We start from the raw sequence: 11864 nt of genomic DNA, 5'->3' as shown, positions 1-11864 counted from the left end.
CATCCACCCCATCTGCTTGATGGAGGAGCGGGGTCTGCGCCGGATAGCGGCGGCCGCTCGCCGCCAAGCCGTCGAGTTCGCGGATGTCGCCGGGCGTCAGCTCCACGTAGGTCGCGAGCTTGCGCCGGAACGGATCGCCGGCCTCGGGGTCGCTCGACGCGAGCCTGAGCGGTTCCTCATGGACGTGATGAGGATCGGCAGCCTGTCTCTCATCGGGCGGCGCGTGAACCGGCGCGGGCATGAGAAGGGTGGTGACGAGGCGATTCGGCTGAAGTGTCCGCATCCGTATCCGGTACTCATCGCTCAGGTTGCCGGATTATGCGGCCCTTCGTCCAACACCGCATCCGGCACTCACCTAAGGTGGTCTCACAAGATCGGGAGGTTGTGCACGGCCGGCGACGCACGCGGCTCGAGGAATCTTCGCCTCACGGAAACGCGCCTCGGATCACAGGCCGACGCGATGGCGTCCCACGCCGGAGCGATGTAACTTTATTCGGTCTCGGGCGGTGGTGCCGCGCCCGGCTCGCATCGCTGCGACCTGCGGAGCCGATCCGGCGACGCCCGCGACGCGCAACCGTTCGGTCCCCGAGTTTCGATACGACGATGGTTCCTACCGGCTACAACCCGGCTCTCGTGGCTTTGTCCCTCGCCATCGCCGTGCTCGCCTCCTACACCGCGCTCGACCTCGGCGGACGCATGCGCGGCGCCGGATCGGGATCGCGCTGGGCGTGGCTCCTCGGTGCCGCGCTCGCCATGGGCGGCGGGATCTGGTCGATGCATTTCGTCGGGATGCTGGCCTTCGAGATGGGCCTCCCCGCGGCCTACGACCTCGGCGACACGCTGCTGTCGCTCCTGATCGCCATCGGGGTGACCGGCGCGGCCTTGGCCTGGGTCGGCCGCAGGGAAGCCGGCCGCTGGGACGTCCTCGTCGCCGGGCCCGTCATGGGGATCGGCGTGGCCGCGATGCACTACACCGGGATGGCCGCGATGCGGATGCCCGGCAATCTCGCCTACAGCGTGCCCATCGTGGCCCTGTCCGTCGGGATCGCCGTCGCGGCGGCGACCGTCGCCCTGTGGCTGACCTTCCAGCCGACGGGTGTCTGGCAGCGTTTCGTGGCCGCCCTGGTCATGGGCGTGGCGGTGGCCGGAATGCATTACACCGGCATGGCGGCGGCAACGATCAGCGCGGAGGATGCGGGCGCCCATTCCGCTCATCTCGCCGCGACCAGCGTCGGTCAGCAGAACCTCGCCCTCTACGTCGCGGGCGTCACCTTCGTCATCCTGTTCCTCGCCATGCTGGCCTCCGCCTTCGACCAGCAGCGGGTCCAGGGCGAGTTGCGGGCGAGCGAGGAACGGTTTCGAGCCGCCGTGCGAGCCGTGCGCGGCGTGCTGTGGACTAACGATCCGCAGGGGCGGATGGCCGGCGAGCAGCCCGGCTGGGCCGCGCTGACCGGGCAGAGCCGCGCCGAGTACGAGGGGTTCGGCTGGGCCGACGCCGTCCATCCGGACGACCGGCAGGCGAGCGTCGAGGCCTGGAACGCGACGGTCGCCACCCGCGGCACCTTCGTCCACGAGCACCGCGTGCTGGCCCGGGACGGGCTGTGGCGGCATTTCTCCATCCGCGCGGTCCCCGTGCTGGACGCGCAGGGCGCCATCCGCGAGTGGGTCGGCGTCCACACCGACATCACCGAGCAGCGCGAGGCCGAGGCCGAGCTGCGGGAGTCGAACGAGGAGATCCAGCGCTACGCCTACATCGTCAGCCACGACCTGCGGGCGCCGCTCGTCAACGTGATGGGCTTCACGAGCGAGTTGGAGGCGGTGCGCGAGGAGCTGCGCGGGCTTCTGCGCGATCATCCGCAGGGCGCGCGGATCGACGACGACATCGCCGAGGCGCTCGGCTTCATCCAGGCGGCGGTCATCAAGATGGAGCGGCTGATCGCGGCGATCCTGAAGCTCTCGCGGGAGGGGCGGCGCCGGTTCGATCCGGAGCCGCTCGCGATGACGCGCCTCGTCCGCGGCATCGCCGATGCCCAGCGCCATCAGGCCGACCGCAAGGGGGCCACGGTGACGGTGTCGGATTCTCTCCCCGACATCGTGGCGGACCGTCTGGCCGTCGAGCAGGTGTTCGGCAACCTCATCGACAACGCCCTCAAATATCTCGATCCGGCCCGGCCCGGTCAGATCGCGATCACGGCGAGATCCGCGCCCGGCAACCGGGTCGGCTACACCGTCACCGACAACGGCCGGGGCATCGCACCCCAGGATCACGGCCGCATCTTCGAACTGTTCCGGCGCTCCGGCGCGCAGGATCAGCCGGGGGAGGGGATCGGGCTCGCCAGCGTGAAGGCACTGGTGCGCGCTCTCGGCGGCCGGATCGAGGTCTCCTCGCGGCCGGGCATCGGAACAACCTTTGTCGTGACGCTGCCCCGCGAGCCGGTTACAGGCCGAGGCGAGGCGGCGACGTCGAATCCACCCGAGACGATGTCCCTGGCCGCGGAGTGACCATGCAGCCGCCCTTCCACGCCGTCAGCATCGTGATGATCGAGGATGACGAGGGTCACGCCCGGCTGATCGAGCGCAACATCCGCCGCGCGGGTGTGAACAACGAGATCGTGCCCTTCCGCGACGGCACCACGGCGCTCGAGTTCCTGTTCGGTGCCGACGGGACCGGCGAGGCGAGCGGCCGGCGCCCCCTGCTGATCCTGCTCGACCTCAACCTTCCGGACATGACCGGCATCGACATCCTGGAGCGGATCAAGGCCAACCCGCACACCAGGCGCTCGCCCGTCGTCGTCCTGACGACCACCGACGACAGCCGCGAGATCCAGCGCTGCTACGATCTCGGCGCCAACGTCTACATCACCAAGCCGGTCAACTACGAAGGCTTCTCGAACGCCATCCGTCAGCTCGGGCTGTTCTTCTCGGTCATCCAGGTTCCCGAGAACTCATGACCGACACAGGCCCGGCCTCGGCCCGCATCCTCTATATCGACGACGATCCCGGCCTCGGGCGCCTCGTGCAGCGCTCGCTCCGCGCGCGGGGCTATCACGTCGAGTTGGCCGAAAGTGGCGAGGCCGGGCTGGCGCGGGCGCAGGTCGGCGGCGTCGATCTCATCGCCCTCGACCATCACATGCCCGACCGGACCGGGCTCGACCTGCTGCCGCGGCTCCGCGCCCTGCCGGAGGCGCCGCCGGTGATCTACGTGACCGGCTCGGAGGACAGCCGGGTCGCCGTGGCGGCCCTCAAGGCGGGCGCTGTCGACTACGTCTGGAAGGATCTTCAGGGACAGTTCCGCGAGCTGCTCGGAGAGGCGATCGATACGGCCCTGCGCCAGGAGGCGTTGCGGCGTGACAAGGAGCGGGCGGAAGCCGCCGTCCGCGAGGCGCGCGACCGGGCGGAGCTTCTGCTGCGCGAGGTCAACCACCGGGTCGCCAACTCCCTGACTCTGGTCGCCGCGCTCGCCCGGATGCAGACCAACGCGGTTGCGGACCCGGCCGCCAAGCAGGCCCTTGAAGAGATGCAGGCCCGCATCTCGGCCATCGCCGGCATCCATCGCCGGCTCTACACCTCGGAGGACGTGGAGGCGGTGGAGCTCGATGCCTACCTGGCCGGGCTGGTCGAGGAGTTGCAACTCGCCATGAAGGCATCCGGCCGCGACCACGCCATCCGGCTTCAGGCGGAGCCGATCCGGCTCGCCACCGACAAGGCGGTGTCCCTCGGCGTCGTCGTCACCGAGCTGGTCACCAACGCCTACAAATACGCCTACCCGTCCGAGACGCCGGGCGAGATCCGCGTCCAGGTCACGCGGGACGGGCCCGATACGCTGCAGCTCGCCGTCGAGGACGACGGCATCGGCTGGACGGGGGAGGGCGCGGCGAAGGGCACCGGCCTCGGCTCGCGCATCATCCGGGCGATGGCCTCCAACCTGCGCTCGGCCCTGACCTACGTCCCCGGCCGGATCGGAACGCGGGCCGTGCTGTCCTTCCAGATCTGACGCCCGTCGATCGTTTCGACGGGACGAGGCGAGGTTCCGGGACCGCCGGCGGATCGACGAGTGACCGAGCGGCAGGCGTATCCCGGATGCTCGCTCCGGATGGAGGCTCGGAGCGTCGTCTCGAACGATGTTTTCCCGTCCGGTGCGATGAACCGCGCCGCTCGACTCAGGTTACCCGAACGACAGGACTGCTGCCTGTTTCTCCCAAGACTTCGACCCGCCCGGCCCGCCGGTGCGGGCTTCTTTTTGGGGAGGGCTCGGTGCGGGGGCCGCTGGCGGGACGGATCCCGGATCCGGTGTCTGGCTGACGAGTGCGGTCCAGTCCCCCACCCCGAACCCCACCTCGCAAGGGGAGGGAACAGGCGATGCCTGACCCAGGCGATCGACCGGAAACCGTGTGATCGGCCGCATCCATGACGTATGGCTCGGCCGGCGCGACTGACTAGAATCGGCGGCAGCGCACCGCCTCGTCGGCGAGCGACGCCCGCACGACCTGTCCGCCCGCCGCCTCGCAGGTCGATCGGAACGACCGTTCGGACCGGTGGAAGCCCCAGATCGCAATCATCGGCGCGACCATGATGAACACGGTCATGCCCATGATGAAGGCGGGAAACCATTCCGGCATCCGCGGGGAAGAGGGCGGCTCCGGGCGGATCGGCGGCAGGGGCGCCAGGAAGGCCAGGAGCGGGAGCAAGTCCAAGGCTCTCATGGTTCGGACTCTCGCGCGTGCGGTTCGGGCCGCCGAGGCCGGCCGTTCCGAGATTAACCCATGCCGACCGCTTCCCGTCACCTCGGAAGCGGAAGACGATGCGTCGCAGGAGATCCGGCCTGCCGGGTGATCACGGGACCGGAACCGGTTCGGTCAACTGGTTGATCGACAGCAGGTAGGCGACGAGGGCCGCCTGCTCCTCGCCGGAGATCCCGGCCTCCGCATCCGCCCAATAGGCATGGCCCTCGCCCGTGACGCGGGCCATCCGCGCTTTCTGCGAGGCCGCGTTCGCGGCCACGACCTTCGCGCGCAGGCCGCGGTCGACCAGGGCTCTCAAGCTGTTGGCCGGATCGGGCAGGATACCCGCATCGAGCGTTCCGGGGACGCCGAGTTGCCTCTCCGCGTCGGGACCGACGGCGACGCCGGAATCGTGGAGATAGGGCGCGCTCCAGGCGAGACCGACGAGGTTCTGCACCTTGTAACCGCCCTTGGTGCCGGCATGTCCCCAGGCGAGCTGCACCTGCTTGAGTTCTTCCCCGGCGAGGGGGATCGGCACGAGCTTCGGATCAGGCGGGAGCGGGAAGGGCGTGTCGGTCGCGAAGATCGCCGGCGGAGCCAAGCGCGCCTCCATCCGCACCGTCGAACGCGCTCGGCTCGGCTGCGTACCGATCTCCTGCACGGGAACGACCCGGTGGTTGCTGAGCGCCGGTCCGGAATGGCAGCCGGCGCAGCCGACCCGCTCGAACACCGCGCGGCCCCGCCTCACCCGCTCTTCGTCGCCACCGGCCGATGCCTGCGGTGCGCGCAGGAGATTCTGGAAGGCCGACATCGCGTTGTTGGCGTAATTGGCCGCCTCCCCAGGAACCGAGGCCAGAAGGCCGTTGTCGGTCATGTAGTTGGTGGCAGGAAAGCTCGGCAGCACCGCGTAGCTGTTGAGGCCCGGCGCGCCCGGTGTCGGGTCGGCGGCCCTCAGCAGCTCGGTCGGGCGCCGACCGGAATCCGGGTCGTAGCGCAGGTCCGGTGCCGCCGCGCCTTGAAGGACCGTGCCGAGATAGACCTCCGGATCGAGCCCGAACAGGGTCTTCGCGGCTTGCGTCTGCTGCGTCGTGTCGGAGTTGGCGGCGTGGACGTTGTTGTTGAGCGCCGACAGTCCCTTGAACGGCCCGATCCCGGCGCGTCCGCTCCAACTGTAGGGCTCGCCGTAGGCCGAGAAGCTCGAGGGGATCGAGGTCGGGTTGGTCTCGCGATCGGCCGATGAATCGAAGCTGCCGGCGGGCCAGCTCGCGACCTCGGCCTTGGCTGCGGCCTCGAACCCGGCCCGGTCGGGGAGGGACATCTTCGATCCCCCCTCGACCGCGACGCCGCGTGCCGGATCGCCGGGATGGGCGGATGGGTCGGCGCTGCCATGCATGAAGTAGGCTGTCGTATTGCTCGCGAGCGCCATGAGCAGGCCGGCATTGAGGTCGGTGTTGGGCGCACCCTCCACCACCTTGCCGGAGGCCGGATCGACCGCCGCGTGACAGAGCGCGCAAGTGATCCCCATGCGCAGGCGTCCGCGGTCGTAGAAGGTGCGGATGCCGAGGATGAAGGCCGAGCCGCGCGCGACGTCGAGGCCGGTCGGGACCAGCTCACCCGTCTTCCAGACCCGGTCGCCCACGGTCACGTCGCGGGCCATGCGGACCTTGAGGTTCGTGGTGCCGCCGCCCCCGAGCAGGAGGATGGCGCGGGCGACCTCGTAGGGCGTCAGGCCGCCGTCGAGCATTCCCATCACGTCGGAGAGGAAGACCTCGTTGCCGAAGGTCTCGCGATAGAAGGCCTCCCGGCCGCGCCTGACCAGCGCGTCATCGATCGCGACGGCGCCGTTCGCGGCGGAGAGGGCTGCGCGTCCCTCGGGTGTGGCGTTCAGCCGCTGCGCCTCTTCCTGCCCGACGCGGCGGCCGAGAACGTCGTAGGCGGTCCGCAGCGGATAGCGTTCCGGGTTCAGCAGTTCGCCATCATCGGGCATCGGTGCGTGACTGAAGCGGACCAAGGATCCGGCGGAAAGAACGGCCCCTCCCGCAATCGCGGAGATCAGGACGACACGAAGTGGCCAAGCCATTAGGGCGTAGGTTCCTCGAGGCAATGAGGAAAAAAAAACGCGTCGAGAAAACTTCTTTCTCGAACTTTCGTTCGTTGCGACTGAAAATAACGTAGGCGAGGCTGGTTTCGATGCGGCACATACGATGCGCACGAGGGGATTTTTGAACCCTTCACATGCCTATGCACAGCGCCCGGCTCTTTTGAGCACTGATAATCTATGTTGGCGCGGGAGCATGCAAATCGCGGGACTAATCCGGCGCCGGGGCGCAAGCCCCGTTTGAGTCCGTGACCTGCCACAGGACCTGATGCCAAAGACTGCCTTCGACGCCATCGCCTTGCCTCTCGACGGTGAGGTGCCGACGCTCCCCCCCGACGTCCAACAACGCCTTGGAGCCCTCCTCGCCGAAGCCTATGCGGGAATGCCGGGCAACCCGAGCGCCGAAGCCGGTCGCTTCGACGCTCTGCTGGCCCGGTTGGAGAGCGTGCTCGTCGCCCAGGAGGGCAAGGACGAAGAGACGTTCCGAGCCGCCATCATCGAGATGACGCCGCGCCTCTACAACTTCGCCATGTCGCTGACGAAGAACCCGTCGGCCGCCGACGACCTCGTGCAGGACACGTTCCTCCGGGCGTGGCGCAGCCGCTCGCGCTTCACCGTCGGCACCAATCTCGGCGCGTGGCTGTTCACGATCATGCGCAACGCCTTCTACTCGCGCCACCGCAAGGAGGTCCGCGAGGTCGCCGACAGCGATGGCGATTACGCCGAGCGCCTGGCCGCCGCACCCGAGCAGTCGGGCCATGTCGATCTGATGGATGCGCAGACGGCGCTCGCCAAACTGCCCCTGCCGATGCGGCAGGCGCTGATCCTCGTGGCGATCGAGAACCTTAGCTACGAGGAAGCGGCGACGGTCATGAACTGCCGCATCGGCACAGTGAAGAGCCGTGTCTGGCGCGCCCGCGAGCAGCTCGCGCAGATCCTCGGCTACAGCGCCGCCGATGTCGGCTCCGACGGCATGACGCTCTCTGCCGTCGGCGGCTCGACCTGGATGGCGTAGACGCCCGCCTCCGAACGGTGCCGTGTCCGGCACCGTCCCGCGTCACGCGCTCATCTGCAATTGCAGCTGAGGCAGGCGCGAGGTCCGGGCGAGGCCGAACTCTTTCAGCGAGACGACTTCGACCAACGCGTCCTTGCGGGCGATGACGACGCTGTTGTCCGGCACCGGCGTCCAGGTCGCGTGCTCCTTGTCCAGCGGCTCGGAGACCACGACGACGCCGTCCGGCGACTGCCGGTAATACATGCTGTTGGCCGCGTCGTTGGCCGCGTAGCGGAAGGCGTAGAGGTCGCGCCCGTCCGCGAGCGCCGCGGTGAAGCGGAACGGGTGGCCGCCCTCGATGCCGCCGACCAACTCCGTCACCTTGGCGAGCGCCAGGGCCGTGGCGGTGATCGGATCGCGCTTCACTTCCGAGGCCATCAGGCCTTGCCCGAGGATGGCGAGGAACAGGGCCTCGGAATCGGTGGTGCCGTTGCGCGACGGGTAGAGCTCGTCGGGGATCAGCGCCTCGATCGGCCGGCGCAGCCGCGACCAGTCGCCGACATAGCCGTTATGCATGAACAGCCACGGTCCGCAGGCGAAGGGATGGCAGTTCGGCCGGGTGATCGGCGTGCCGGTCGCCGCGCGCACATGGGCGAAGAACAGGTGCGAGTGGAGGTGGCGACAGATGTAGCGCAGGTTCTCGTCGGACCAGGCCGGCTGCACCTCGCGGAAGCGGCCGGGCTCGGGATGGTCTCCGTACCAGCCGAGGCCGAAGCCGTCGCCATTGGTACTCGCGGTCGATTCGAGCGCTTTGATGCTCTGCGAGACCAGCGAATGCGCCGGCTCGGTCACGTAATGCTCCAGCGGGATCGTGCGGCCTCGATAGGCGATCCAGCGACACATCGTTTCGAGTCTCCCGCAGCGTTCCAGCGCATCGCGCATCGGGGATGATCGTGGAGAATCCGCGTCACCTTGAGCGCAGCCCGGCGCCGGGGGGCTTCCGGCGCGACGGGTCATGCGTGCAACGCGGGAGCGGCCGATCAGATGCCGTGCGATTGCAGCCACGCTTCGAGCAGGGCGACCTGCCAGAGCTTGGAATTGCCCTTCGGCGTCAGCGTCCCGTCGGGATCGGCGAGCAGGCGATCGACGTAAGCGCGGTTGAAGATCCCCCGCTCCCGGGCGGCCGGACGATCCAGCACGTCGCGCACGAAGTCCATGAACGGCCCGCGGATGTGCTTCAGGGCCGGGACCGGGAAATAGCCCTTCGGCCGGTCGATCACCTCCGCCGGCACGACGGCGCGGGCGGCCTCCTTAAGGATGAACTTGCCGCCGTCACGCACCTTCAGCTCGGCGGGGATCCGGGCGGCCAGTTCGACCAGCTCGTGATCGAGGAAGGGCACCCGCGCCTCGAGCCCGCAGGCCATGGTCATGTTGTCGACCCGCTTGACCGGGTCGTCCACCAGCATGATCCGCTGGTCGAGGTCGAGGGTCTTGTCGATGGCGCTCGTGCTCCGCGACTCGGCGAAGAAGCGGGCGATGAAGTCGCGGCTGTAATCCTCGTCGACGAAGTCGGGGGTCAGGGCCTCGCGCATCTCCGCGTGGTCGCGGTCGAAATAGGCGCGGGCGTAATCGCCCGTCGGATCGGTCGAGCCCATCAGCTTCGGGTACCAGTGATAGCCGCCGAACACCTCGTCGGCGCCCTGACCGCTCTGGATCACCTTCACGTGCCGGGCGACCTCCTGCGACAGCAGCAGGAAGGCCACGGCGTCGTGACTCATCTGCGGCTCAGCCATGGCATGGATCGCCGTCGGCAGGGCTTCCAGCGTGCGCGAGCCGTCCACCACGAGCTTGGCGTGGTCGGTCGCAAAGCGCTCGGCGATGATATCGGAGTACTTGAACTCGTCGCCCTCGACACCGTTCACCGCGTCGAAGCCGACGGAGAAGGTCTTCAGCCCGCTCTGGCCGTTTTGGGCGAGAAGTGCCACGATCACCGACGAATCGAGACCGCCCGAAAGCAGGACGCCGGTCGGCACGTCGGCGATCTGGCGGCGGGCGACCGCCGTGCCAAGGGAGTCGAGCACCGCCGCGCGCCAATCCGCCTCGCTCATGTGGCGGTCTTCCGCGCGCGGGCCCACGGTCAGCGTCCAGTAGGTCTCTTCCCGGCGCGAGCCGTCGGGCTCGAAGGTCAGGGTCGTGGCCGGGTGGACCTTGCGCACGCCCCTGAGGATCGTCAGCGGCGCCGGCACGCCCGCGTGCCAGCTCATGTAGTGGTGCAGCGCCACCTTATCGATCGTCGTATCGACCTCCCCCGCGGCGAGCAGGGCCGGCAGCGAGGAGGCGAAGCGGAAGCGACGGCCGGTTTCCGCGTAGTAGAGCGGCTTGATGCCGAGCCGGTCGCGGGCGAGCGTGACGCGGCCTGAATCGCGCTCGTGGACCGCGAACACGAACATGCCGAGGAAGCGCTTCACGCAGTCCCGGCCCCAGGCATGGAACGCCTTGAGCACGACCTCCGTGTCGCTGGTCGAGAAGAAGCGGTAGCCCTTGGCCGTCAGCTCCTCGCGCAAATCCTTGTAGTTGTAGATGCAACCGTTGAAGACGATCGAGAGGCCGAGTTCGGCATCGATCATCGGCTGCTGGCCGGCCTCCGACAGGTCGATGATCTTGAGGCGACAATGGCCGAACACGACGCCGCCCTGGCCGTGAAGGCCGCCGGCATCGGGTCCGCGGGGGCGCAGAACCTCCATCATCGCCCGCACGGCGTTCGGATCGGCCGCGCCGCCGAAATTCATCTCTCCGCAGATACCGCACATCGTCGCCGGCCGTCCTCGTCTCGTCCTCGGTGTCCGAACCTGAGCGTCAGAACCGGATGGCGCCCGGCCCGTTCCCTGCCGCCGGCGAAACCCTCATCGTCGTCCGATGCCGCGCGGCACGTCCGCTCCGGTCGGTCCGACCAAGCGATTTTCGAGCCATTGCCGGGTGATCCCCCTCGGGACCTCACCGGCGGATCGAGGCGGTGGGGGCGCCTCAGGCCGGGAGCTTCAGCCCCTCGCGGGCGAACACCGCCCGAACCGCCGGGCGCTCGGCCATGCGGCGGGCATGCGCGGTCCAGGCCGGGAAGCGGGCCGGCATGTCGAAGCCGATGACCGGACCGCGGGCCCAGATCCAGTACACCATCAGGTAGGGATCGACGACGCTGTAGCCCTCGCCCAGCGCCCAGCCGCCGTTCGAGAGACGCACCTCGGTCATGGTGCAGAGATCGCCGAAGGTGTCGGCGCCCTTGGCCCGGATTTCGGGGAAGGCGGCCTCGTCGGCGCTGTAGCGCTCCGGCCGGCGGACATGGGCGTAGGCGACCTGATGCCCGGTCGAGAGCCACGCCATCCACTCGTCGGCGACCGCCTGCCCGCGCAGGTCCTGCGGCAGCAATCCGGCCTCCGGATGCGAGCGGGCGAGGTGGCGCAGGATCGCCGCGCTCTCGGTGAGGACCCAGCCGTCCTCGTAGAGCGCCGGGACGCGCCCGCGCTCGTTGACCGCGAGATATTCCGGTGCGCGCTGATCGCCCTTGGCGAGGTCGAGGCGGACGGTCTCGTAGGGCGCGCCGATCTCCTCCAGCACGATGTGGGAGGCGAGCGAGCAGGCGCCGGAGGCGTAGTAGAGGGTGCGGGCGGTCATGACGGCGACTCACTCGGTGCGAAGGCCAAGGATGAGTGCGAGCTGATGCCGGACATCAGCGAGCACGGCGCTCGGCACTGAGCCGATGCGGCGAAGAATCCGATTCTGCCGATCGATCGACCGGATCTGATCCGTGAGGACGGCACCTCTCACCCCGAGCCCTTCAGGCAGGAACACCTTGGTCGGCCAGGGATCGAGATTGCTGGTGACGGGGCAAATGACGGCGCGCTTCGTCAGCGTATGCATTTCGGCGAAGGAGACGACGAGGGCCGGCCGCTCCTTCACAGTGCGCAGTGGGCCGACGACCTGCACCATTGCTGGCACGTGCTGCTGACCGGCGAGGATGCCGGCTACTACGCGAGCTTCGCCGACAAGCCGGTCG

Annotated in this window: 10 protein-coding genes and 1 pseudogene; 4 read left to right on the top strand and 7 right to left on the bottom strand. The window is 68.8% G+C overall.

Translation table 11 applies throughout. The features are described from left to right. Window positions 1-241 (bottom strand): annotated as a pseudogene (locus tag MFF42_RS22755) (hypothetical protein); the annotation flags it as partial. 362 nt (window positions 242-603) lie between these two features. On the opposite strand from MFF42_RS22755, the gene MFF42_RS22750 reads away from it, so the two are divergent. From MFF42_RS22750 to MFF42_RS22740, 3 genes are read left to right on the top strand one after another with little or no spacing between them, the layout of a single operon-like run. Beyond that, window positions 604-2502 carry a sensor histidine kinase gene (locus MFF42_RS22750; protein WP_238257964.1) on the top strand — a complete coding sequence of 633 codons (1899 nt, stop codon included), beginning with the start codon at window positions 604-606 and terminating at the stop codon, window positions 2500-2502. Window positions 2503-2504: 2 nt separating this feature from the next. Further along, complete coding sequence (locus MFF42_RS22745) at window positions 2505-2951, top strand: response regulator (RefSeq protein ID WP_238257963.1); 447 nt, start codon at window positions 2505-2507, stop codon at window positions 2949-2951. Beyond that, complete coding sequence (locus tag MFF42_RS22740; RefSeq protein ID WP_238257961.1) at window positions 2948-3994, top strand: sensor histidine kinase; 1047 nt, start codon at window positions 2948-2950, stop codon at window positions 3992-3994. The genes MFF42_RS22745 and MFF42_RS22740 overlap by 4 nt, the downstream gene beginning before the upstream one ends. Window positions 3995-4436: 442 nt before the next feature. Here MFF42_RS22740 and MFF42_RS22735 read toward each other — a convergent pair whose 3' ends face one another. Both MFF42_RS22735 and MFF42_RS22730 read right to left on the bottom strand, forming a co-directional pair. Continuing rightward, on the bottom strand, window positions 4437-4703 hold the full coding sequence (locus MFF42_RS22735) for a hypothetical protein (RefSeq protein ID WP_238257959.1): 267 nt from the start codon (window positions 4701-4703) through the stop codon (window positions 4437-4439). 130 nt (window positions 4704-4833) lie between these two features. Then, window positions 4834-6801 (bottom strand): cytochrome C oxidase Cbb3, encoded by a 1968-nt coding sequence (locus tag MFF42_RS22730; RefSeq protein WP_306423555.1) that lies wholly within the window; start codon window positions 6799-6801, stop codon window positions 4834-4836. A gap of 286 nt (window positions 6802-7087) precedes the next feature. On the opposite strand from MFF42_RS22730, the gene MFF42_RS22725 reads away from it, so the two are divergent. Beyond that, window positions 7088-7834 carry a sigma-70 family RNA polymerase sigma factor gene (locus MFF42_RS22725; protein WP_238257956.1) on the top strand — a complete coding sequence of 249 codons (747 nt, stop codon included), beginning with the start codon at window positions 7088-7090 and terminating at the stop codon, window positions 7832-7834. A gap of 42 nt (window positions 7835-7876) precedes the next feature. Here the strand turns inward: MFF42_RS22725 and MFF42_RS22720 are convergent, their stop codons facing one another. The 4 genes from MFF42_RS22720 to MFF42_RS22705 all read right to left on the bottom strand — a co-directional run bounded on the left by MFF42_RS22720 (window position 7877) and on the right by MFF42_RS22705 (window position 11728). Then, the gene (locus MFF42_RS22720) at window positions 7877-8716 is read right to left on the bottom strand and encodes a class II glutamine amidotransferase (protein WP_238257954.1); all 840 of its coding nucleotides are present in this window, start codon (window positions 8714-8716) and stop codon (window positions 7877-7879) included. A gap of 137 nt (window positions 8717-8853) precedes the next feature. After that, entirely contained in the window at window positions 8854-10623 is a 1770-nt protein-coding gene (locus MFF42_RS22715; protein ID WP_238257952.1) for an N-acetylglutaminylglutamine amidotransferase, read from the bottom strand. 214 nt (window positions 10624-10837) lie between these two features. Then, window positions 10838-11482, bottom strand: coding sequence for a glutathione S-transferase family protein (locus MFF42_RS22710; RefSeq protein ID WP_238257951.1), 645 nt, complete (start codon window positions 11480-11482; stop codon window positions 10838-10840). Between the two features lie 9 nt (window positions 11483-11491). After that, window positions 11492-11728, bottom strand: a complete 237-nt coding sequence (locus tag MFF42_RS22705) for a type II toxin-antitoxin system PemK/MazF family toxin (RefSeq protein WP_306423554.1) — start codon at window positions 11726-11728, stop codon at window positions 11492-11494. Window positions 11729-11864: the final 136 nt, after the last annotated feature.

This window comes from Methylorubrum podarium (genome assembly GCF_022179745.1).
In the GTDB taxonomy this organism is placed as follows: Bacteria; Pseudomonadota; Alphaproteobacteria; order Rhizobiales; family Beijerinckiaceae; genus Methylobacterium; species Methylobacterium podarium.
The sequence above is the reverse complement of the archived record's forward strand: the minus strand, read 5'-3'. Positions and strand labels throughout refer to the sequence as shown.

Coding starts and splice junctions, on each gene's coding strand:
- MFF42_RS22750 (WP_238257964.1), top strand. CDS start 604: ATGGTTCCTACCGGCTACAACCCGGCTCTCGTGGCTTTGTCCCTCGCC.
- MFF42_RS22745 (WP_238257963.1), top strand. CDS start 2,505: ATGCAGCCGCCCTTCCACGCCGTCAGCATCGTGATGATCGAGGATGAC.
- MFF42_RS22740 (WP_238257961.1), top strand. CDS start 2,948: ATGACCGACACAGGCCCGGCCTCGGCCCGCATCCTCTATATCGACGAC.
- MFF42_RS22735 (WP_238257959.1), bottom strand. CDS start 4,703: ATGAGAGCCTTGGACTTGCTCCCGCTCCTGGCCTTCCTGGCGCCCCTG.
- MFF42_RS22730 (WP_306423555.1), bottom strand. CDS start 6,801: ATGGCTTGGCCACTTCGTGTCGTCCTGATCTCCGCGATTGCGGGAGGG.
- MFF42_RS22725 (WP_238257956.1), top strand. CDS start 7,088: ATGCCAAAGACTGCCTTCGACGCCATCGCCTTGCCTCTCGACGGTGAG.
- MFF42_RS22720 (WP_238257954.1), bottom strand. CDS start 8,716: ATGTGTCGCTGGATCGCCTATCGAGGCCGCACGATCCCGCTGGAGCAT.
- MFF42_RS22715 (WP_238257952.1), bottom strand. CDS start 10,623: ATGTGCGGTATCTGCGGAGAGATGAATTTCGGCGGCGCGGCCGATCCG.
- MFF42_RS22710 (WP_238257951.1), bottom strand. CDS start 11,482: ATGACCGCCCGCACCCTCTACTACGCCTCCGGCGCCTGCTCGCTCGCC.
- MFF42_RS22705 (WP_306423554.1), bottom strand. CDS start 11,728: ATGCATACGCTGACGAAGCGCGCCGTCATTTGCCCCGTCACCAGCAAT.